Source organism: Flintibacter muris (assembly GCF_943192995.1).
Taxonomy (GTDB): Bacteria; Bacillota; Clostridia; order Oscillospirales; family Oscillospiraceae; genus Lawsonibacter; species Lawsonibacter muris.
This window is the reverse complement of the sequence record NZ_CALPCP010000049.1, coordinates 1-21,434: the sequence shown is the minus strand read 5'-3', so window position 1 is coordinate 21,434 and position 21,434 is coordinate 1. Positions and strand designations below refer to the sequence as shown.

Here is a 21,434-nt window from a genome sequence, read left to right as displayed (position 1 = left end):
TCTCAACATGTCCCGGAAATGTAGCAGAAAACGGCTGGAGTGCTTCTTTTCCTGCATAAGTCACGCTTGCCCTAAAAATACAACTTGCCCCAGAAATGCCATAAAATCATTTTTTGCACCTCCCCATTTTTTGAAGAAAATTGCCCCAAAATCAGCCATTAAGTTAAGGAAAAATCCAAATTTCAACATGTCTTGTCCATGATGTAGAAATGAGCGGTTTTGGTCAAAAACCGCAAGAACCTCAAAATACTGCTGAAAAAATCAACAAGTCGAGGAAATGTCGATAAAAAAGCGAGAAAGTCTGTTTTGCAGACTTTCTCCGAAAATATCCTTGCAATTTTTTCCGGGATAGGTTAGAATAGCCTTGGAGACACAAAAGCGGCAGGCCGCAAGGTGCTGGTAACACCCTGCGGCCCTGTACGAGTGACCTAAGCACTCAGCACAGTAGTCTTGACTACACCACGGGACTATTATACCCAAACTGGCGCGGGTTTTCAAGGCCGGATTCGGGAAATAGTGTGCGTTGCGTGATTTATCAGGGCGGGGCTGAGGTTAAAACTCGGTCCCGCTCTTTGTGTTTCCGACGAAAGCCCCGGGCGGGGGCAATCCCCCCGCCCGCCCTTCGGGGCTTCGTTGGAAATTAAATTTGAGAGGAAGAAAAACAGATGAAGAAAAAATTATTATCCCTTGCGCTGGCTTTGGTGATGTGCTTGTTCCTTCTACCTGCGACAGCCTTAGCGCTATCAGACGAGGAAATCAGAAAGATGGCAGAAGAGTTGGCCCCATATCTCCCTGATATGACCGTGGAGGAAATCATCAATACCTTAAATAAAGAGGTCACGCCAGAACAGGACAAGGCATTTCAGGACGCACTGGAAAGTCTGTATCCTGAATTTCTGGTTGAGGATGGCGTGCTGACTGGCTACTACGGGGATAGCAGTACGGTAATTATACCAGACACTGTGACCAGTATTGGACACGATGCGTTCCACGACTGTACGGAACTGACCAGTGTAACGATTCCTAACAGTGTGACCAGTATTGGATCGTCTGCATTTCAGGGCTGTACTGGGCTGACCAGTGTGACTATTCCTTCCAGTGTTACGGAACTGGGGCTTGGGGCGTTTAGTGGTTGTACAAGTTTAACGGCCGTGACGATTCCTGACAGTTTGACAAGCATTAGCCAAGGCGCATTTAGCTCCTGCACCGGTCTGACCAGCGTGACCATTCCCAGTAGCGTTACCCAAATATGGATGGGAGCATTTGGTTTTTCCACCAATTTAAAAGATGTATATTACACCGGAAGCCAAGAACAGTGGGAAAAAATCGAAATCTGGTTCAGTAACGACCCTTTGGAAAATGCCACTATTCACTACAACAGCGTCGGCTCCGCTTCTTCTGTGTCTCCCAATATCTTTACCGATGTGAAATCCAGCGACTACTTCGCAGACGCAGTTTTGTGGGCGGTGGAGAGGAACATCACCAGCGGCACCAGCAAAACCACGTTTTCCCCCAACGCAACTTGTAGTAAGGCGCAGATTTTGACCTTCCTGTGGCACGCTAACGGCTCGCCGGAGCCGACAGCGGCTAATCCCTTCACCGACATTCAGACCGGCGATTACTTCTACAAGGCCGCGCTGTGGGCCGCCGAAAAGGGCTTGGTATCTGGTTCCACTTTCGGAGCAAATACTGACTGCACCCGAGCCATGACTGTGGAATATATGTGGAAAGCGGCGGGAAGCCCCGCGCCCGCTGGCAAAGCTGATTTTGATGACGTTCCTGCCAATGCAGACTATGCGCAAGCTGTGGCTTGGGCAGTTGAAAAGAACATCACAAGCGGAACCGGTGACGGTAATTTCTCTCCCACCACAACCTGTACCCGTGGGCAGATTGTCACGTTCCTGTATCGCGCTATGGGAAAATAAATCCGGGCGGTTTTTGCTGTCTTGACAACATATAGGCGATGAAAAAACGCCCACCCCCTTTTGCTTCTTAAAAAGGGGGTGGGCGTTTTTTTCAGGTGCAGGAAATCCTTAATTTAATGACATTGTGGGAGGAGCAGGGGGAGGAAGCATCCTTTATACCCCCTATATCCCCATGCAAAAGGAATCCGATGGAATGTTTATGGCGGGGCTCGCTTCCGGAATCGGCGGGACAGTTCCTGCGCTCGCATCCCTGTCAAGAACGGCGGCCCATAATGAGAGTATCAGGCAGCAGAATGAGGCGGCTCATGCGATAAATATGATGGTGTTCCAGGCCCAAGCAGAGGAGGGTAAAACTGCGCGAGAGTATCAGAAAAAGGCCAATGAACTGGCTGTCAAGCTGATCAGCGATATGCCCAGTGCGGAAGTCTTCCAGCATTTGAAGTTCGATAATATCCAAACAGAGGTGTCGAAGCTTGGAGCGATTTCAGTGAAGGCCGAGGCAAATGTAGAAGGTAAAGTGACAGTGTTTGACAAGCCCGGCTTTATTGACGGCTATGTAGTCGCAGAGATTTCTTCTGTAGAGAAAAAAGATGCAGGCCCGTAACCGTTGCAGCGCAACGGGTTTGAAGATATACCGCCCTATCTGCGGGAATTGTGGCTACAACGGAAAAACGTCCGGCAAGGCAGGAACCGATCTTGTTCCCGCCTTGCCGGACGCTTTTCACAGTTTCAGTCGGATGATCTGCTCGTACAGCAGAACATATTTCTTTTGGATAATCCTGTCCATGTGGTAATGCCCGAAGAAGTGGTATTTGAACTTGCACCGCTGGGTAACTTCCTCCAGGAAATCTGTCAGGGCGTCTGCCTGATAAAATCTGCCGCTCAATTCATCCTGCACCGAGGTGGAGCAGCAGTGGGTGATGATGCAGTCCACCTCCCAGCCTGCTCTGTCCAAGCTGGCCCTGGCGGTCTGGTACTCCTCCTCGCTGGGCAGCTCCTCTTTCCACCAGGACAGGTGGTTCACCCGGTACATCGCGCCCCTGGCATCCAACACTCTGCATTTCTTCTTGAGTAGAGGATCGTCCGGCTCCAGGATGCCGTCCTGGATGTCGTGGCTGCTGGCCCCGCCCATGGTGAAGAACCGCTTCCCACCCAGGTCGAATATCTGGCCCCGTTCCAGCAGGATCACCGAGGGGCGGATTCGCCGGATGATCCCGCCCCGCCACTCCTCCAGCGGATATTTCCGCAGGGCGTCATAATTTTCGTGATTCCCTGTCACAAAGGCTGTGGTGAAGGGCCGACGCTCCAGCCAGTCCAAGCTCTCGTCATCCCGTCCATCGCCGTGCCAAACACAGCCGAAGTCTCCGCATACCAGAGCCATGTCCTCTTTTGTAAGGCCCTCCTGCTCGTAGAAGACTTCAGGCTGGAAGCGCCGGAGATCCCCGTGGAGGTCGCCCATAATATAAATTTCCATCATGATCCTCCCTGTCAGTTCAGGCTTTTGTCAACCTCCAGCCCCGGATAGCGGAACTTGATGCGGATGGTTTCAGCATTCAGGGCTGTGATCTGTTCCACAAACTTGCGGGTGATAGCGTCATCGTATACCGCAAATTTCGTTTCCCGCTGCTCAACAAATTCCCGAAGACGCTCCATCCGGGCCGCTCGGCCAGCCTGCCGCTCATCTGCCTGCCGAAGCGTCCCAAGCTGGTGCAGGATGCTCTCCCGCTCCTCTGCGATCTCCCTGAGTCGGGCGTTCAATTCTTTGTTTTCCATGTCCACCGGCAGTGCCAGCGCCTGTTCCATCAGCACCGCCTGTTCCGCCGTCAGAGCCGCCAGCCGCTGGCGCAGGGCGAGGGGGTCAACCCCGCCGCTCTCCTGTCCCTGCTGGACGAGACTGGCGATGTCCAGAAACTCCTCAGTGATCTCCTGCCCGGTCTGGTCAAGGCCGTTGATGGCCTCCAGGATGGCCCGGTGCAGCTTATCTTCATCCAGCGTGGGAGAAGTATGGCAGTATTTCGTGCCGAACTCCAGCCGGGAGACGCACCGCCAGACGATCCGCTTTTTCCCGTTTCTGGCCCAGGTGCATCGCTTGTATGGCGTACCGCACTCCCCGCATACCAGCAGCTCGGAGAGGGCGTATTTGGCGGAGTATTTGCCCTGCTCGGTTTTGCCCGTTTTCTGCATCACCTTCCGCTTGCTGGACCGGCGGGCCATCTCCTCCCGCACCTGATAGAAGATCTCTTTCGGGATGATGGGCGGGTGGTTGTTCTCCACATACACCATGGGGCGCTCCCCCTGGTTCTTCTTCACCGTCTTGCTGATGCAGTCGGTGGTATAGGTCTTTTGCAGAAGGGCGTCGCCAATGTATTTCTCATTGACCAGGATGTTGTGGATGACCTGATATGTCCAACCCTGGATGCCGCAGGAGGTAGGGACATGATCCGCCTCCAGCTCCGTCTTGATCTGGCCCAGGCTGCACCCGTCCAGGTAGCGGCGGAAGATACGCTTTACCGTCTCCGCCTCCTCCGGGATGATCTCCGGCTGGCCGTCAGGCCCCCGCCGGTAGCCCAACAGCTTTTGGTACTGGAAGGGGACGTTCCCCGCCTCCCGGCTCTTTTGGATGCCCCAGATCACGTTTTTGCTGATGGACTCGCTCTCTGCCTGGGCAAAGCCGCTGAACAGGGTAATCAGGAACTCGCTGGACTCCGTCAACGTATTGATATTTTCCTTTTCAAAGATCACACCGATGCCGTTTGCCCGGAGCATCCGCACCATCTCCAGGCTGTCCACCGTATTCCGGGCAAAGCGGGAGAGAGATTTGGTGAGGATCAGGTCGATGCGGCCCCGTTTGCAGGCGGCGATCATCCGCTTGAACTCCGTCCGCTTTTTCATGCTTGTGCCGGTTATGCCTTTGTCAGCGAAAATACCGGCCATCTCCCAATCGGGGTTCTCCCCAATCTTCTGGGTGTAGTAGGCTTTCTGGGCGGTGTAGCTGGTGAGCTGCTCCTCGCTGTCGGTAGACACCCGGCAGTAGGCGGCCACTCGCTGCTTGCTGCCGGAGGCTCGTCCGGGGGCCGACACCGGCTTTGTGGCGGGGATGATGCGTATCTTCCGCTCCCGCTGTACGGTCTGCTCCATAGCTTACTCCTTCCTGTGCGCCACATGGACACAGCCGTATCTGCATGGGCAGCCATGGCTTTTTTCAAGGGACTCGCTCTCCATCCGTGCAAGTTCATTGAATACTGTAACATGGAGTTCGCCGGATTCCATGCGTGTGTCGATGTTCTCTTTTTCAAAGATCACGCCAACACCGTGGGCTTTCAGCATCCGCACTGTCTCCAGGCTTTCCATGATATTCCTGGAGAAGCGGGAGACGGATTTGACCAGGATGAGGTCGATCTTGCCCTTCTGGCAGGCGGTGAGCATCTTTTTGAACTCCTTCCGGTTCTGCCGGCCGGTGCCGGTGATACCCCTGTCGGCGTAGATACCTGCCAGATCCCAATCCGGGCGTTGGCCCACCATCTCGGTGTAGTACGCCTCCTGGGCGGCGAGGCTGGCGGGGTGATCCTCACTGCCGGCAAATACCCGGCAGTAGACGGCCACCCGCTGCTTTTGTACGGTCTGTTCCATGACGGCTCCTTTCCCAATCGGTTTTGAACGGTTACTTGAAGGTCACTGTCACTGCGTTGTCCGCAGTGATGGTGATATATTTTATCGCCTGCGCATAGGCTTTTTCCTTGATCAGACGCTGGGTGTCCGGCGAGGCTGCCGGTGCTTCAAAGCAGGCGTACCGGGCGGAAATGCCTTGCAAAATCAGGGTCACCACATCTTCCGGGCATTCCGGCTTCTCCAGTCCACGGTTGATGGCGTTGGTCAGGCGGACGGTATCCTCAGAGGGGGTGTATCCGCCCTCTGCCGGTGGGATGTACCCCGCCGCCTGCCGCTCCACCTCCGCCAGCAGGTCGGCATCGGGGATGACAACCTCCCCGCCGCACTCAGCGCACCGAAGGTACAGCGTGTCGGGTCTGTGTACGCTGCTGAACCACCGCTTCAGGCGTCCACCGCAGGGACAGCGCAGTGTCTCCCGCAGGGCGGACACCGGGCGTTCCCGATGGACGTGCTTCCCCCACTTCTTCTGAAGCAGGGCCTGAACGGACTGGAAGGTCTCGCTGCCGATCAGGACGGGGTATCCGTCAGCGCCGGCGTATCGTTGGTTTCTGAGGGTCAGGGATATCTTGAACTTTGTCCACGCAGGACAGTCCGGGCTGTACTGGATGCCCTCGGCGTTCAGGATGTCCGATATTTCCCATTGAAACTTCCCCTCTAAGCAGAGGGCAAACACCCGGCTGACCACCGCCGCCTCCTGGGGCTGGGGAACCAGCTTCCCGTCCTCGATCTGATAGCCATACAGCACTTTCCGATTCATTTTGCGTCCTCCCCGATCCGTTCCGTTACCTCGATGCCGCCATACAGCCGAAACCGCAGGGCCGTGGGGCTGACCACGATCTGCTCTACCAGCTCCTCGAACAAGGCTTCATCGAAGTTGTCCAGCCGTTCCGGGCCTTGGCGGATGGCGTCCACAGTTTGGCGCAGGGCCTCCGCCGCCTCGCCAATGTCATCATTCTTCAGCAGCCTCCGGCGCTTGGCCCGGAGTTGGGTCAGTTGGGCGGTGTTGGCGGCTATCTGAGCGGCGCAGGCGTCCGCATCCAGCAGGTCGTTGGTGCGGAGCTTGCTGATCTTATAGCCGCGCTCGGTGGCCTGGGCGATGGCCCGGTTCACCTCCAGCATGGCGGGGTTGTCCCGCTGGACGGCGGTCTCCAGGGCCTCCATCTGGCCCAGGGCAGGCCGCAGGATGATGCCGTCATGGAGGCGCAGCTTGTTGTACATCCGCAGGAAGGCGGCGTAGATATCCTCCTCCAGGATAGGGCCTGTGGGGCAGTTGGCGGCGCTTCTCAGATGCCGACCGCAGCTCCAGGCGCCAGTGCCTCTCCGGGTCATCCTCCGGTAGATGGTGAAGCCGCAGATCCCGCAGCACATTTTCCGGGACAGCGGATAGACCGCGTCCGGGCCTTTGGACTGTTTCTTCTTCATCTGCCGCAGGGCCTGGGCCTTGTCATACACCTCCTGGCTGACGATGGCCGGGTGGGTCCCCTCCACATAGAATTGGTCCACCTCGCCCCGGTTGATTTTCTGGACGAAGGGAAAGCCGGTCTTGTAGGTTTTCTGGCAGAGGGTGTCGCCCACATATTTCTCATTTGACAACCAGTAATAGATTAGACTTCCTTGCGGAACAGCTATTGGTTCGCCAGAATGAGAAATGCAAAAACACGGAGCGATACGATGGTTAGACAGGTAACACTGCTGGCCGGTGGCAAAATATCTTCCTACCAGCCAGTGAGGATAGCAGCCAGCGGGCGAGGCGTGTCCTTACCCGCTGGCTGCTATTCAACAGTTTAGAAGGGCTTGGGATGATCCTCTTATGGTTTCTTAACTTACTGACAAAAGAATTGTAAAACCCAAATGTCACAGAAATGTCCGAACACTCTCAAGGTTCGACATAAAAAGCGGTTGAATTGTTACACCGAACGGACATTTCAAAAATTTTTTCTTAAAATGTCTGGGGTATTTACCCGAGTGGCGTTTTCATTCAATAGAGAAAACAGTTCAGTTTACGGTATGTCGGCAATAGGAGCGCACCGCCAGGAACACAAACAGCGGTATCTCAATGATACAGGCCCCGATCATGGCGTAGGGCGTCCAAAGCGCCAGACCGCCCAGACTCAAAAACTTAAAATCGGTGATGGCATAAAGGATACTGGCCTGGATACTTGTGCCGCTGGCAGGGAGGATGCTGCACAGCCAGGTGGACAGCGCCCCCGGCACTGTCATGGAGAGCACCACCGGCGCGATGCAGAACACCAGCCCGGAGGCCAAAGACGCCACAGTGGTCTTGCTTCTGGAGGAGAGAAACAGCGTGAAACTGACGGAGGCCAGCACCGAGAGCAGACCGGCCACGGCAAACAGGTGCTGGAGCTCCCCGATATTCATGTCGGTCAGGGTCACGATGGAGTAGAGCATCTGGATAGAGGTTTTGGTACACTCCCAGCCAAACAGGCTGTTGACCACCAGAATATGCACCACGGCACAGATTACAAAAGCGGCAGCACTGACGAACAGGGCGGTCAACACTTTGGCAATCCCAAGCCTGGCCCGGCCATTCCGGGTACAGCGCAGAATATCGTCCGCACCCGACTGATAATCGGCGGAGAACACCGGGGCTGCAATCACCACGCAGAACAGCAGCACCAGAAAGCCCATGATGTTCTGATAGTCCAGAATAGTGGAACTCATGCCGGGATAGACCGCAAAGGGCTTTTCCACTCGTCTGTACATCTCCACGGCCTTGCGCTGGACGGCGGGGCTGTCCGGCTGCTCCATCGCCATCAGGGAGGCAATCCGGGTCTCACAGACGGAATAGTAGTCGTCAATCTGTGCTGGGTCGATCTCCATGATGGTGGGGGCCATGCCGGTGTCCGGGTCGGCAAACGCCTCCTTGACGCCATGGAGCAGCGGGGCGATGGGGAGGATCTCCTTCTCATAGACACCCTCCGGCAGATCGTAGGACTCCGTGACGCCGTAGGACGTGAGGCAGGCTTGATAAATCTCCACGGCCTCCCGTACCCGTTCCGGGGTGACAATGCCGCTGGCATCCGCCTGACGCTCCTTTTCGTAGGCGATAGAGGCCAGTCCGGTCAGGTTGACCTCGTTCCCGGCCTCGTCCGTGTAATTGCTGTAGCAGTAGGTGGTCGGCAGCCAAGCCAGCAGGACGGAGAGGAGCAATGCCAGCGCCAGCAAAATCCAGGTGAGCCTTGACTTCAAGACCCGTTTCAGTTCCAAACGAAAGATTCTCATTTACTGATACCTCCTGTCACTTTCTCCGCTGCTCTCCGGGAACATCCACAAATACAGATCCTCCAGACGAGGCGCCGCAGCAGTAGAAACATTGTTGCGGGGCCGGTCTGACAGATAACGGATGGAGACGCTGCCATCGGTTTCGTTTCGCAGATTGGTGATCTGTAGCTTGCTCTCATACTCCGGCACCAGATCTGCCGGGATGGTGCAGCTCCACACCTTGCCCTCCACCAACTTGACGAGTTCCTCTGTCGTCCCCGTCGCCAACAGCTTGCCGCCTTTGATGATGGCATGGCAGGTGGCGATGTACTCCACATCGGGGACGATGTGGGTGGAGATCAGCACAATCCGGTCATGGGCGAACTCCGACAGCAGATTGCGGAAGCGCACCCGCTCCCCGGGGTCCAGGCCCCCGGTGGGCTCGTCCAGGATCAGCACCTCCGGGTCGTTCAGCAACGCCTGGGCGATCCCCACCCGGCGCCTCATGCCGCCGGAGAGCTTAGAAATCTTCTTGTTATAGACGTCCATCAGGGAGACCCGCTCCAGCAGCTCACGAATCCTCCGCCAGCTCTGCCGCTCTGGGAGCCCCTTCAAGGCGGCCACATAGGCCAGGTAGTCTTTGACAGTGAACTCCGGGTGGAATCCGAAGTCTTGGGGCAGGAACCCGAAAATGCTCCGGTACTGTTCCCCTAACTCCTGAATGGGAACACCGTCATACACCACCCGGCCAGAGGTAGGCTGCATAATCCCGGCGATCATCCGCATGAGGGTGGTCTTGCCCGCGCCGTTGGCCCCCAGCAGGCCCCAGACCCCTGGCGTCAGCTCCAGGCTGATGTCATTGACCGCTTTTTTGTCCTTGAATCGCTTGGAAACATGGTCGATCAGCAATTCCATGTTAAAACTCCTTTCCCGCTGATAAAAATAAAGGCGCTCTTGCCTTGGCACTGCCATTGTACCAAAAGCAAGAACGCTGTTTTCTCGTTCGTTCACACAGGGTTCCTCTGTTTTCCTACGGACTTTCTTACAATTTTCTCACAGAGCGGTGATAGTCTCGGCTTGTTCTGCGAGGACGCTTTTTCCTGAATAGCTTTGACACCACAAAGAAAATCAGATACCCCAATATCCCGCCCAAGGTATTGAGCATGAGATCGTCGATGTCCGCCGATCTGCCGGTAAAATACTGGGTGAACTCAATGGCAAAGGAGAACAGCGCCAGGGAAAGAGCGGTTTTCCAAAAGCTGCGCATTCTCCGGAAGGCCACTGGCATCATAAAGCCCAATGGGACAAACATCACGACATTCGCGGCAGTTTGGGCGATCTTCTTCGGCTCCGGCATACCCCAGGTCTCTTGAAAGGCCTGGAAGGGAACCAGGTTCAGCGAGCGGTCTGCCGCAGCTGTTTTGGACGCGCCGACAATGACCGTCGCCGCCAGGACGATGATAACGCAGGCCCCGAACAGAAAATAGGCAAGCTGCTTTGTCGGCGGCACTCGATTTCGGAGCAAAAAGCATATGGGCGCATAGAAAACGGCCATACCCAAGAGGCAGACGGCACTGATGATACAATAGCCCAGGATTTCTCTGATCATAAACATAGACATTCCCTCCACAAAAAACACCGGCGGTTTTGGCTCTATCATACCAAAACCGCCGATACTTGTTTTGCGTTTTCCCTACGGATTTTCTAACGATTTTCCTACATTCCCTTCTCTGTCAGGATCTTATCAAATTTCTTCTCCGACAAAATCTCATGGGTCACCAGCTGACCGTCATAGAACAGAGAGAAGGTGGTAAAGGGCGAGGGAGCGTTCTGGGCCTCCTCCATGGTCTGGATGTGGACAATCTGGAAAACGGCGTTCCGCTCCTTTGCCATACGCTCCAGTACCGGCACATATTTCGCCGTAAACGGACACTGGTTTGTGTAATACAGCACAAATCCTCTGGGTAGGGCCCCATGCTCTCGTACCGTGTTCCGAAATCGGGGCCGCTCCGCGCTTTCCTCAAAGGGCAGATACAGCAGTTCAAAATAGGGCTCCGCCGTGTCCGCCAATACAAAGCCTCTGTGCCGCATATATCCGGGGTCGGAGAGAAAGCCCAGCTTCTTTTTGGAAGACAGGATCACAAGCCCCTTTTTCCCTTTCTCCTTGCCGTCTTCTATGCACGCATTGAGCAAAAGATTCGAGTACCCATGTCCCTTGAACTGTCCAGAAACCCACAGACAGTCGATGTATAGATACCCTTCCGCCTCAACGGGCGCCCAGGCGTATTCGGCGGGGATGTACTCGATAAAGCATTTCCCCCGGACGTTGCCTTTCAGGAAAACAAGTCCCTCGTCCAGCCGCTCCTTCAACCAAGCCTTTTTGGACATGACCTGCACGTCCTTGCTGCTGGATATGGCGCAGCAGATGTGCTCCTGGTCAAGATTTTCGTGGGTCAGTTTGATTAACTCCATGATTGATCACCTCCGTATCGTTCGATTTGCGGGGCACGATCCCCAACAGTTTCTTATTCCCCATATGTGTCACCTCTCGGAACATAACTTTCTATCGACGCATAAAGTTCTCTGGAAATCGTGTACACTCCATTGCCAGTCTGCTCAATAAAATATTTTTCATTATCTTCATATAGAAACAATCGACCAATCATGTTCTCTCCGCTAAAAAAGTCTATATTGATAATGTTTTCAACACGAACGGGCGTACCGATTTCCCCGCTCATTGTGGTGGACATGGTATTTTCTAATATGTTCAAAATGGTTTCCATATCATTCCGGGCGCTGATGGTAATGAGAGGATCCGCATTCTTTTTGAGAGAGATGCTGTCGATTGAATCCAGGCACGGTAATTCAAGCTCATAAGCGGCTCCGCTTAATTCTTTCGCTTCTGTAAAATCCGGTATGACCGGCCTTCCTTCTGCCTCGAACTTGACACTATAAAACCTGTCTTCTTTTTCATCGTAGAGCAGCAGGTACTCAAAATTGCAGATTGGCAAATCCTGTTCCTGTTCTGTCGTGAATGCTTCGTTGATCTGATTGGGGCGGACGGTATATTCATCGCAGGAAACTCCAAAGATCGTATATTCCGGAAGATATGTTGTTACCAGCATCTGCACATCAATCACTTTAAGGGAATAGGTTTTATCGTCCCTGATGTTCATTTCTGTATAATTTGATATTGCTTCGTTCAAGCGGTCAACAACAACCTGTTCCCTTGGCTAATGCAGCTCTTTCATTCCTGCGTCTTTCGCAATCGGCAGCAGCAAACGGAGCATTTCTGTTGCATATCCCTTCCTCCGCTCGGAAGGACGAACGCTGTAACCACAATTCCCTAAATTCTTCAAAAAGTCATTCAGTGTATGCCTCAAATCAATAATTCCAATGATCTGGTCTTTTTCATCCACAGCAAAAAAAGTGTCTGTGACCACCCAGTTGACACTTACCGTTTCAATGCTTGTATTAGCGGCCACAGCCTTCAGCCAATCCTCGTACTGATCCGTCTTATCAAGCAATTCGCTTCCGTTAATTACCATCTCGTGGTTATCAAAAAATTCTTGCCTGAAATTGATTGCCTGTTCCTTTAATTGTTCCGTAGGTCTTACCAATCTGATTTTCACTTTGCCTCCCCATTCGATAAAAAGTCAGTTATCAATCACCACTTTCCCATTGCTGTCAAGCAAGGGTGTGATAGACGAACCGCCAACGCCTTCTGTCATAATGTAATTAACGCCTGTCTTTGTATCAACGATGACCCGGATGGTTCCGCTTCCACTATAGCTTTCCGCTTCTTTTACGCTGAATCTTTTTTCTTTCTTTCCGAACATAATCATTCCTCCGCTCGTCTGCAACACTATGCCCCAGACTTCCATGTATGTGCCTCTTTCAGCAAGCGGCCTATCAGTTCCTGCTTGCCTGTGGTATAGCTCCCTCGGTCATCTGCAAATTGCGCCACCAACTTTTTCTTACAGACGTCATACTCTATTGCTTTATCAGGAAAGCGGTTCAAATAATCCCGAAAATTGATATAGTTGTTCCATTCAGCTCCGTTCCATCTGACCACATGGATGTGGTGTGTACGGGTGTCCTTTTCAGAATCACCCATTACAAACAGCAGCTGTCCCGCAACATCTTCTCCGCGAAAAACAAAATCATGCTGTTTGAGCAATTCGACATAAGGCGCTATATCGTCCAGGTTACGAACGCCTACGACAAGGTCAATAATCGGTTTTGCATGAATGGAGGGAATAGCGGTGCTCCCGATATGCTGGATGTCAACTGCAACAGGTTCTAAAAGCCGATTTAATACTTGAATAGTCCTCTTCGCATTTTGCGTCCATTCTTCTTGGTGCGGCGCCAGCATGACGGTTCCTCTTTTCAGCCCTGTCATACTCATGTCCTCTTAAAGATAACCGTCCGCTCCTTCATAGAGATTTTCCCAACCTGATACCCGTAGTCCGTCAATTCCTTTTTGTATTTCAAGAAAGAGTGGTCAATGGGTATCCCCGCGATCTCCTGGATCTGCTCAAAGGTCAATTTGAGGGTCGGGCTTCCATCCTTTTGCACATAGGCCCACAAAGCGTCGTATTTACTCATGAATATCCTCCATTCCTTGATAGGACAGCGTAGCCACCGCCCGGAAAACCTCCCCGGAGACACCGGCCTGCACCATGCCATCGTACTTTTCTGCGGCGGCTTGGGCGCTTTTCAGGCCCCAGCCGTGGAGACCGCCCCCGGTCTTGGTGGTTTTCAGCTCGCCGCCCTCCTGGACAGGGGAGGCGGCGAGGCTGTTCTCCACCTTGATGACCAGCATCTGGTGGATGCGGCGGATGGTGAGGGCTACCGTGCGGCCCGATGGGTCCGGCACCTGCCGGGCCGCCTCGATGGCGTTGTCCAGCAGGTTTCCCAAAATCGCGCACAGGTCCACGCTGCGGATGTTGGTACGGCGGGGGAACTCCACCTGGGCCTGGAATTGGATGCCATCGGCCTCCGCCGCAGCCGCCTTGCTGTTGATCAGGTAGTCCGCCGTCTCGTCCCCTGTCCAGACGGTGGCGGTCAGGTTTCGCACCGGGGCCTGCAACTCGTCCAGGTAGCGGACTGCCTCCCCGTACTTCTCATGGGTGAGGAACTGCCGCAGGACGCCAATGTGGTTGTGGAGGTCGTGGAACAGCCTGGCGTTGACCTGGTAGGCACGGTTGACAGCGGTGTAGTCCCGCTCCAGCAGCTCGGCCTGCTCCGATTTCAGCCTTGCCAGCTCCTTTTCCACCTCATACTGCCGGTTGATGTTGAACACCAGCACCGACATCATCAGCACCACCGCCAGAATGGTCCACATATAGAGGGTATCGTCGGGAATCGCCAGAACGGTCTGCTCCGACAGCGTGATGACCCCCAGGAATCCCGCCAGCGTAAGTGCGGAGACGGCCCGGAACGCAGATTTGCGGTTAATCTCCCAGCCTCTGGAGAGCCAGACCGCCAAAACGGCCAGCAGCCCGTGGAGCAGCGAGAGGGCGGACTGTCCGGCCAGCGTTCTGGCGCTCAGAAAGTCCTGGGAGCGGAACAGCACGCCCATCCATGCCGGCAGGAGAAACGACCAGAAGGAGACGCCAATCTCATAAAAGATGCCCACAAACAGGCCCATTCTCAGCTTGGCCCCTTGCAGCCGGTGGGCGCAGGCGGCGATCAGAACCGCCTCCAGAGCCATTCGGTAGAAATCCGGCGCATGGAGCAGGGACAGCAAAACCGTGAGAACCAGCGCACCGGCCAGTCCCGCCGCGATGCTTTTTCGATCCGGCCTTTTTATGGACAGCAGCCGGTGGACGAGAGTCAGACCCACCAGAACACGCACCGCCCCGGTCAACAGGCCGGAGAGCAGCAGAAACACGTCCGTCATATGTGCGCCCCCCAGTAGGCGTTGATCCGCGCCTTGACCTCTTGCAGATGGGAGCGGCTGATGGGGAGGGCGGCACCGTTTTTCAGGACGGCTATGCCCTCCTTGACCTGCATGACATGGATCATGTTGACGATGCAGCCCCGGTCGATGAAGATAAATTCCTCCGCGGCCAGTTCCTCATAGACCTGCTGTAGGCTCTTGCGCACCTTGGCCGCCCCGCCTGCGGTGGTGATGCTGGTGTTTTTGCCGTCCCGGGAGAGGAAAAGGATCTCCTTATACGGGATTTTCTCCAGGCGGCTGTTGGTCTGGATGGTGTAGAACTGCCCCTCCTCCAGCTCGATCAGCCGGATGGCGTCGCAAATCGCTCCAGGGAGCCGCCGGGCGATGTCGTTCTTGGGGACGTACCGAAAGATGGACAGCTCAAAGGCGTCGATGGCATACTCCACATGGGAGGTAATGAAGATGATCTTCACGTTGGGCAGAAAGGGCCTGATTTTCCCGGCCAGTTCCATCCCGGTGCTGCCGGGCATTTCAATGTCCAGCAGGATCAGGTCAAAGAAAAACCCATCCTCGGTGATGTCGTAGAGGAGATTGTCGCTGTGAGTATAGGCGGCGATCTCGCCGGCACTCCCGCATTGCTTCAGGCAGTCCTCTGCGATGCTTCGATTGGATTGGACGATGGCACTGTCATCGTCGCAGATGGCAATACGCAGCATGGAATGCTCCACCTCCCTTATGATTATGACGAAATATTATACTACGGCTGCCCTGTACTGGCAAGCAGCCATCCGCCTGTTTGTTATGAAATGCTCTCTGAATGTCACGAAATGTTTTGTAATGGTCACTCCGAAGTGTCCAGAATGGAAAGAGACAAATATTTCTCATTTTCCTATTGACACGAAGAAAGAGAAGTGATATATTTGTCCTATCAAGAGATAAATATATCTCGTTAATTGGAGGCACTACATGAAAAAGAATCAGGTAAAAATCTGGGTTGGCTGCGGGATCTTCTGCATCGCGGCTGTGCTGCTCTCAGTCTGGTACGCTGTTACATTTAACGATTCCCGCCTGGTCGCTCCCATGGACTTTGGAAGCTACCCCTTTACCCCGAAGGACCTGCCCATGATTTTATCCATCTCCCTCACTTGCGTCTATGCGCTCGCTCTGTTTATCCAGCTGTTTATCAGCGTTGGGAAAAGCAAGAAGAATGTCGCAAAGACAAACATGACACGCAAAGTCAATCCCAAGCTGGGGTTCCTGGGGCTGCTGGGATTTTTGGGCCTTGCGGGTTTCTGGACTTACTCCGCCATGGGCACTGTTTTCCCCTTTGTGTTTTTCCTGTTTTTCGGCTTTTTTGGATTTTTCTATGAGGGAAAAATGTCTGGAATCTTCATGGATGAACGCTTCCGAGAGAATGTTGCCCGCGCCCAGCTCAATACTACAAAATCACGTTCAGCATTACACTGATTGCGCTGGTCATTCTCTGTCAGGGGAGGTTGTTCGGCAGCCTGGAATATACCCTGATTGCCACGATTATCGTACTCTCCCTGACATTGGCCCTGGGCATTTTTCTCCCGGAGTATCTGCTTTACCGCTATGACCACGACGACCAGACGGAGGAGGGCGGAGAATAAGACATGGCCGAGTTTGAGTGCAGATTAAAAAAGTACCGGCAGCTGAAGGATTTGACACAGGAACAGCTGGCCGCGCAGGTAGGTGTGCGCCGGGAAACCATCATGCGGCTGGAAAAAGCACAGTACAATCCCTCTCTGAAATTAGCTATTGATATTTCGAGGGCGGTTGAGGCCCCCATCGAAGAAATATTTATTTTCGATTGACGGCCTCATTCCGCCGCCTGTATCTGTTCTTGAGGCGCTATAAAATAGCGGATACGTCGAATCAGTTCCGGGATGTTGACCGGGGATGTCAAATAGTCATTGACGCCCTCCTGCCGGTATTGGTATTCTGTTGCGAGATCCCTGCTGTCTGTCAGGATAAAGAGCGGTCTGGATTTTACAAGAGTCCCATACCGTTCCGCTAAATTCCGCTGGCTGTGGAGCAGATCAAGCCCTGACCCATCGGGCAAAGTTGTGTCGCACAGGATCAACTCAATATTGTCATCCTCCAGCAGCAGGTCATTTGCGCCGACCAACGTCTCTGCGGTCACAATATAGAATCCTTTTTGAAGCATAGCCGCGCTCAATACCCCGGATCGCAGTCCGTTACTGGTATCAGCGGTATCGGCATGAACATACAGCAGCTTGTGAAAGTCTGGCTGCGCCTCCCCGCACGATTGCCGGTAGGCGTATTCGATCAGCTTGTCCGCTACGAAATTGAGAACCTGTATTCACAAAAGAGGAAACGTATGGTAAAATAGAGACATGGAAGAAAAAGAAAGAGAGTCGTATCCCAGCGACTTGACAGATGAGCAGTGGGAAGAAATTGCCCCACTCTATACAGGGATGCGTAAGTGCACATGGAGCAAACGGGAATTGACGGATGCTGTTCTGTATTTGGTGGATTCAGGGTGCAAATGGAGACAACTGCCCCACGATTTTCCGCCGTATTCAACCGTACACAGTTTTTATCGCCGCGCCCGGATCAGCGGACTGTGGGATAGAATTCTGGAGCATCTTGTGAAAAAGACACGAACAAATGCCGGACGCAAGGAGAGTCCAAGCTACGCAATCATTGATTCCCAAAGTGTGAAAACGGTAGCGGCCAGCGAAGAACGAGGAATTGATGGAGGAAAAAAACGAAAGGCAGGAAGCGGCACATTGTAGTGGATGTGCTGGGCTGTTTGCTGTCTGTTGTGGTCCATGCTGCCAATATTCATGACACAAAAAGTGGAATATCGACCGCAAAACGAGCATATGAGCGGTATCCGTCGATTCAGAAATTCTGTGCGGACGCTGGATATCGGGGTACTTTCGTTTCTGATTTGAAGGAACAGCTTGAGCTTGACGCTGATATTTCAGAGAAAATCAAGCCCCATCAATGGGAAATTCTCCCGTGGCGCTGGGTGGTGGAACGCACCCTCTCCTGGCTCAATCATTCCAGACGCCTCAGTAAAGATTATGAAATCTCCGTTTCATCTGCTGTGGCTATCTTCTCTTGACAAAGGGAAACAGAAAACTAACAACATAATGGGCTGTCAACCTTACGCAAAACACCGCTTTCGCTAAAAACGAAGCGGTGTTTTTGTATGTGTTCTGGACATCGTGACCAGAAGCGCCCCCGCCCGTTTTCACCGTTCCGTCCACGGAGGCTCTGCCGGATATATCCCCCGTCGCCGCGCCACCCATAGCACAGCCGGGGCTGCCTGTCAAGGGCAAAGCCGCCGCTGCGCGGCGGTGCTCCGCACCCTTGACTGGCTGTCCCGGCTGTGCTACCTCCCAAGGCGCGACGGGGGATATATCCTCCAGAGCCGCCCCCTTTCCCTGGATAGGGAAAGGGCGGGGGGATAGGGTCGAACCGCTTCTTCTCAAATCGCTATCTTTCCACGGCTGATATGTGGACAATTGGCAATTTCAACGCCTTGCCCCGCAAGGGTTTCCGGCCTTGGTTTCATAGGGGCTGGTATAGTATCATTCCCCAGGCCCGATTTATCGGGATACTGTCAACAATTTGAATTTATGGGAGGTATCTATGAACGGTAAAAAATCAACGTTTTGCAGCCTCCAAAGTCCGTCAACTGTGGTTGTGGGAAAGAAACGTGTTCGGAACACGCTGCTCCATGTTTGGCTGTCTCCAGATGAACGGGCAAAAATCCAGGAGCGCATGGCGGATGTGGGTATCCGCAACCTTTCAGCCTATGTGCGGAAAATGGCCCTCAACGGCTATGTGCTCCACGTTGACCTCGCTCCCGTCAAAGACATTGTTTCTCTGCAAAGGCGGTGTGCGAAAAACCTCAATCAAATCGCGGTCCGAGAGAATATCAACGGCGGGGTTTACCCGGATGAAATCAAGGCCCTGCAAAAAGATTATGCGGACTTATGGGGGCCGCTTTCCGAACTGCTGGAGAGGCTTTCGGAGGTGGTTGCGCTGTAAGCGCGTAAGGCCCAGGAGCAAAGCGACGGGCCGCAGACAGGGAGGCCTCTGGACACGGTGTCCAGAGGCCTCCGGCGGGTTTGGGGTGCAACCTCAACAAGCATTTTCGCAAGGCGAAAATGGTGAGTGTGTTGACACTCGCCCTGCTTGCCGTTTAGCGCGTCCTCCGGAAACGGTGCAAAAATGGAGTAGTGCTTTTAGCGTGTGATAACCATTCACAAGGTTTATCCAAATTTTATTTTTAAGACCAAAGTAGTATTGACGAGCGATTAAGACTGTGATAGTATATGAATGTAGCCACTACCACAGTCTTAAAAAGGAGGTGTTACCAAATGGACATTAAGCTGTTTGCTTCTGAACTGAAAGTGATGTCCGTCCTTTGGCGCGATGGCGACGTTCCCGCGAAACATATCGCCAAACTGCTGACCGAGGAATTGGGCTGGAATGTAAATACCACCTATACCCTGATTAAGCGTTGCATTAAAAAGGGGGCTATTGAACGCTCCGAACCCGGTTTCATATGTCATGCGCTTGTACCGCAGGCGGAAGTACAGGAGGCGGAAACAAACGAGCTGATCGACAGGGTATATGACGGCTCTGCCGACAAGCTGTTCGCGGCTTTGCTGGGGCGAAAAAAACTGAGTGCCGAGCAAATTGAAAAGCTGAAACAGATTGTTGGGGATTTGGAATGAGGTGGTGCAAATGAGCCTATTGCAAATGAGCTTTGCGGGGGCCGTGATGATTTTGGCAATCACCATCATACGCGCCCTGGCGATCAGCTTACTGCCCAAAAAGACTTTCCTGGCACTTTGGGGGATAGCGGTTGCGCGGCTGTTGCTCCCGTTCTCACTCCCCTCCACGTTCAGCGTATATTCGCTGATAGGCAGTCAAACTTCCGGGATTGCCGCAACAAAAGTCCCACAGATTGACAAGGTATTGCCGATTGATACGATAGGGCAAATGGCTACTATGCCCGGTGATATTGGCAATACCACAAGTACCGTTTCTATTGGGGGAGCTGTTTGGGCCGCTGGTATGCTGGTCTGCGCTATGGTTTTTGCAATAGCGTATTGGAAGTGCCGACAGGAATTTCAAACATCCCTGCCAGTAAAAAATGACTTCATCAAAAGCTGGCTAAACGCCCACCAACTGAAACGTCCGATTTCCATTCGACAGTCCAGCCGATTTTCCGCCCCGCTGACTTACGGCGTATTTCGCCCCGTGATTTTAATGCCAACATCCACCGATTGGGAAAACACAAAGGCGCTGCAATATGTTTTGGCGCATGAATATGTTCATATCCGGCGCTTTGACAGCATCACAAAATTGGTGTTGATTGCGGCACTGTGTGTGCATTGGTTCAACCCCTTGGTTTGGGTGATGTATATTCTTGCTAACCGGGATATTGAGCTATCCTGCGATGAGGCGGTTGTCCGCCTTTTCGGGGAAACAACAAAGGCGGCTTATGCGCGGGCGCTGATCAGCATGGAAGAAACAAAAAGCGGCTTTGCTCCACTGTGCAACAATTTCAACAAAAATGCGATAGAAGAAAGGATAACAGCAATTATGAAATTCAAAAAGGCATCAATTTTCTCGCTCGCTCTGGCCCTGGCCTTGGTTGTCGGTGTAACTACTGCCTTTGCAACCTCCGCTATTGCTACGGCTACTGACAATACGAGCAATATTCCCTCTGAGCTGACAAATCCGGCCTATGATGACGCAGCATTGGTGCGTGATAATATCAATGCTGTACCGCCCGGCGTAACTGGAAATCAGGATAAAAATGAAACCGTAATTCCTGAAAAGTATATGGACATGGATGGTGCGCTCAATTATGAACTTGGAGAGGAACCCGAAGATTTGAACGCCCCCGCCAATGTAGCAAATACTACTTTGCTTTCAGTCAGCCACGATGACGAGCGTAAACATACCCCGGAAGAATGGGCAAAAATCCTCGACCTGATTGACGAGGGCAAGGTGTTTTGGGAAGATTGACCTGAGCTTTCAACCGAGCAAACACGGCATAATAAAAAAACCGTTGTTTTGGCGGCTGAAAACTGGTGCGCCATGAACAGAAAATAAGAGCCTTGCGGCGGTTTTGAAATATAAAATTCAAAGCCGCCGCATTCTTTTGAAAAAATGGAAAACGGAGGGTGTGTTAAAGTCGCCCATTTTTAAGGACACGACGGTATCCAGGAGGTATTGTCATGTCCTTTTCTTATAGTTTGCTGTCAAAAAAAGCCCACCCCCTCTAAAGGGTAGCCCTACCCAAAACTGCGAAAATTGTAATATCCTGTCGCCCCGGTACGTCCGTATAGCCTTGCGCTATGCGGGCGTTTTTCTATCCAGGCGGTGCTTCTGGACACCGTGTCCAGAGGCCCGCTGCCGCTCCCCGCCCCTCCATTTCGATCTGTCCCTTTCCGCCAACATCGAAATGGAGGTTACATATGACAACCATCAAATTGAACCGCTACTATCCCCACATGACCGAAAATATCACCCTGGAAGTCTCCGACGAGATCGCCGCTGTGCTCTCTGCCGGGGGCCGTCAGTGTGACAGCTACAAGCGCCGCAAGCGGGAGCATAACGAGTGCTCCCTGGACGCTGACCCCGGCTTTGAGCCGGATGTGATGTTCCCGCCCCTGACCCCGGAGGAAATCATT

At 53.3% G+C, this 21,434-nt stretch carries 28 protein-coding genes and 1 pseudogene; 11 read left to right on the top strand and 18 right to left on the bottom strand.

Going from position 1 to position 21,434, the window contains the following annotated elements; all coding sequences use genetic code 11:
- Window positions 1–60: 60 nt before the first annotated feature.
- On the bottom strand, window positions 61–189 hold the full coding sequence (locus NFS22_RS23800; RefSeq protein ID WP_277614938.1) for a hypothetical protein: 129 nt from the start codon (window positions 187–189) through the stop codon (window positions 61–63).
- A 476-nt stretch (window positions 190–665) separates the two neighbouring features.
- Here NFS22_RS23800 and NFS22_RS20710 point away from each other — a divergent pair, with 476 nt between their 5' ends.
- Window positions 666–1,925 (top strand): leucine-rich repeat protein, encoded by a 1,260-nt coding sequence (locus NFS22_RS20710; protein WP_251319594.1) that lies wholly within the window; start codon window positions 666–668, stop codon window positions 1,923–1,925.
- 193 nt (window positions 1,926–2,118) lie between these two features.
- Window positions 2,119–2,529: a hypothetical protein gene (locus NFS22_RS20705; RefSeq protein WP_251319593.1), complete on the top strand. Its 411-nt coding sequence runs from the start codon at window positions 2,119–2,121 to the stop codon at window positions 2,527–2,529.
- Window positions 2,530–2,646: 117 nt separating this feature from the next.
- On the opposite strand, the gene NFS22_RS20700 is transcribed toward NFS22_RS20705, so the two are convergent.
- The 16 genes from NFS22_RS20700 to NFS22_RS20625 form a co-directional block, all read right to left on the bottom strand.
- Window positions 2,647–3,399: a metallophosphoesterase family protein gene (locus NFS22_RS20700; RefSeq protein ID WP_251319592.1), complete on the bottom strand. Its 753-nt coding sequence runs from the start codon at window positions 3,397–3,399 to the stop codon at window positions 2,647–2,649.
- Window positions 3,400–3,413: 14 nt separating this feature from the next.
- Window positions 3,414–5,063: a recombinase family protein gene (locus NFS22_RS20695; RefSeq protein ID WP_251319591.1), complete on the bottom strand. Its 1,650-nt coding sequence runs from the start codon at window positions 5,061–5,063 to the stop codon at window positions 3,414–3,416.
- 3 nt (window positions 5,064–5,066) lie between these two features.
- Window positions 5,067–5,555, bottom strand: a complete 489-nt coding sequence (locus tag NFS22_RS20690) for a recombinase family protein (protein WP_251319590.1) — start codon at window positions 5,553–5,555, stop codon at window positions 5,067–5,069.
- A 31-nt stretch (window positions 5,556–5,586) separates the two neighbouring features.
- Window positions 5,587–6,351, bottom strand: coding sequence for a recombinase family protein (locus NFS22_RS20685; protein ID WP_251319589.1), 765 nt, complete (start codon window positions 6,349–6,351; stop codon window positions 5,587–5,589).
- Window positions 6,348–7,187, bottom strand: coding sequence for a recombinase zinc beta ribbon domain-containing protein (locus tag NFS22_RS20680; RefSeq protein WP_277614937.1), 840 nt, complete (start codon window positions 7,185–7,187; stop codon window positions 6,348–6,350). The genes NFS22_RS20685 and NFS22_RS20680 overlap by 4 nt, the downstream gene beginning before the upstream one ends.
- A gap of 402 nt (window positions 7,188–7,589) precedes the next feature.
- On the bottom strand, window positions 7,590–8,837 hold the full coding sequence (locus tag NFS22_RS20675; RefSeq protein WP_251319587.1) for an ABC transporter permease subunit: 1,248 nt from the start codon (window positions 8,835–8,837) through the stop codon (window positions 7,590–7,592).
- The gene (locus NFS22_RS20670; protein WP_251319586.1) at window positions 8,838–9,731 is read right to left on the bottom strand and encodes an ABC transporter ATP-binding protein; all 894 of its coding nucleotides are present in this window, start codon (window positions 9,729–9,731) and stop codon (window positions 8,838–8,840) included.
- A 127-nt stretch (window positions 9,732–9,858) separates the two neighbouring features.
- Complete coding sequence (locus NFS22_RS20665) at window positions 9,859–10,431, bottom strand: VanZ family protein (RefSeq protein WP_251319585.1); 573 nt, start codon at window positions 10,429–10,431, stop codon at window positions 9,859–9,861.
- A gap of 101 nt (window positions 10,432–10,532) precedes the next feature.
- Window positions 10,533–11,288, bottom strand: coding sequence for an N-acetyltransferase (locus NFS22_RS20660; protein ID WP_251319584.1), 756 nt, complete (start codon window positions 11,286–11,288; stop codon window positions 10,533–10,535).
- Window positions 11,289–11,341: 53 nt separating this feature from the next.
- Window positions 11,342–12,022, bottom strand: coding sequence for a DUF5301 domain-containing protein (locus NFS22_RS20655; protein ID WP_251319583.1), 681 nt, complete (start codon window positions 12,020–12,022; stop codon window positions 11,342–11,344).
- A gap of 27 nt (window positions 12,023–12,049) precedes the next feature.
- Window positions 12,050–12,448, bottom strand: coding sequence for a GNAT family N-acetyltransferase (locus NFS22_RS20650; RefSeq protein WP_251319582.1), 399 nt, complete (start codon window positions 12,446–12,448; stop codon window positions 12,050–12,052).
- Between the two features lie 24 nt (window positions 12,449–12,472).
- Complete coding sequence (locus tag NFS22_RS20645) at window positions 12,473–12,655, bottom strand: DUF6440 family protein (RefSeq protein ID WP_251319581.1); 183 nt, start codon at window positions 12,653–12,655, stop codon at window positions 12,473–12,475.
- A gap of 26 nt (window positions 12,656–12,681) precedes the next feature.
- Window positions 12,682–13,218 carry a GrpB family protein gene (locus tag NFS22_RS20640; RefSeq protein WP_251319580.1) on the bottom strand — a complete coding sequence of 179 codons (537 nt, stop codon included), beginning with the start codon at window positions 13,216–13,218 and terminating at the stop codon, window positions 12,682–12,684.
- 2 nt (window positions 13,219–13,220) lie between these two features.
- A complete protein-coding gene (locus NFS22_RS20635) occupies window positions 13,221–13,424 on the bottom strand; it encodes a hypothetical protein (RefSeq protein ID WP_251319579.1) in 204 nt (67 codons plus the stop codon).
- A complete protein-coding gene (locus NFS22_RS20630) occupies window positions 13,417–14,721 on the bottom strand; it encodes a sensor histidine kinase (protein ID WP_251319578.1) in 1,305 nt (434 codons plus the stop codon). Before NFS22_RS20630 ends, NFS22_RS20635 begins: the two co-directional genes overlap by 8 nt.
- Window positions 14,718–15,437, bottom strand: a complete 720-nt coding sequence (locus NFS22_RS20625) for a LytR/AlgR family response regulator transcription factor (RefSeq protein ID WP_251319577.1) — start codon at window positions 15,435–15,437, stop codon at window positions 14,718–14,720. The genes NFS22_RS20630 and NFS22_RS20625 overlap by 4 nt, the downstream gene beginning before the upstream one ends.
- A 250-nt stretch (window positions 15,438–15,687) precedes the next feature.
- Between NFS22_RS20625 and NFS22_RS20620 the strand changes: the two genes are divergently transcribed.
- The 3 genes from NFS22_RS20620 to NFS22_RS20610 are packed head-to-tail and all read left to right on the top strand — an operon-like array spanning window position 15,688 to window position 16,559.
- Window positions 15,688–16,188, top strand: a complete 501-nt coding sequence (locus NFS22_RS20620) for a DUF3796 domain-containing protein (protein WP_251319576.1) — start codon at window positions 15,688–15,690, stop codon at window positions 16,186–16,188.
- Between the two features lie 29 nt (window positions 16,189–16,217).
- The gene (locus NFS22_RS20615) at window positions 16,218–16,355 is read left to right on the top strand and encodes a hypothetical protein (protein WP_251319575.1); all 138 of its coding nucleotides are present in this window, start codon (window positions 16,218–16,220) and stop codon (window positions 16,353–16,355) included.
- 3 nt (window positions 16,356–16,358) lie between these two features.
- Window positions 16,359–16,559: a helix-turn-helix transcriptional regulator gene (locus NFS22_RS20610; RefSeq protein WP_251316564.1), complete on the top strand. Its 201-nt coding sequence runs from the start codon at window positions 16,359–16,361 to the stop codon at window positions 16,557–16,559.
- 5 nt (window positions 16,560–16,564) lie between these two features.
- On the opposite strand, the gene NFS22_RS20605 is transcribed toward NFS22_RS20610, so the two are convergent.
- The gene (locus NFS22_RS20605; protein WP_251319574.1) at window positions 16,565–16,912 is read right to left on the bottom strand and encodes a response regulator; all 348 of its coding nucleotides are present in this window, start codon (window positions 16,910–16,912) and stop codon (window positions 16,565–16,567) included.
- Window positions 16,913–17,102: 190 nt separating this feature from the next.
- Between NFS22_RS20605 and NFS22_RS20600 the strand changes: the two genes are divergently transcribed.
- The 6 genes and pseudogenes from NFS22_RS20600 to NFS22_RS20575 all read left to right on the top strand — a co-directional run.
- A complete protein-coding gene (locus NFS22_RS20600) occupies window positions 17,103–17,504 on the top strand; it encodes a transposase (RefSeq protein ID WP_251319573.1) in 402 nt (133 codons plus the stop codon).
- Window positions 17,504–17,839 (top strand): transposase, encoded by a 336-nt coding sequence (locus tag NFS22_RS20595; protein ID WP_251319572.1) that lies wholly within the window; start codon window positions 17,504–17,506, stop codon window positions 17,837–17,839. Before NFS22_RS20600 ends, NFS22_RS20595 begins: the two co-directional genes overlap by 1 nt.
- 584 nt (window positions 17,840–18,423) lie before the next feature.
- Entirely contained in the window at window positions 18,424–18,771 is a 348-nt protein-coding gene (locus NFS22_RS20590) for a plasmid mobilization protein (protein WP_251319595.1), read from the top strand.
- 332 nt (window positions 18,772–19,103) lie between these two features.
- Window positions 19,104–19,463 carry a BlaI/MecI/CopY family transcriptional regulator gene (locus tag NFS22_RS20585; RefSeq protein WP_016324176.1) on the top strand — a complete coding sequence of 120 codons (360 nt, stop codon included), beginning with the start codon at window positions 19,104–19,106 and terminating at the stop codon, window positions 19,461–19,463.
- A 10-nt stretch (window positions 19,464–19,473) separates the two neighbouring features.
- Entirely contained in the window at window positions 19,474–20,766 is a 1,293-nt protein-coding gene (locus NFS22_RS20580; RefSeq protein WP_251319571.1) for a M56 family metallopeptidase, read from the top strand.
- 452 nt (window positions 20,767–21,218) lie between these two features.
- A pseudogene (locus NFS22_RS20575) lies at window positions 21,219–21,434 on the top strand (sigma-70 family RNA polymerase sigma factor); the annotation flags it as partial.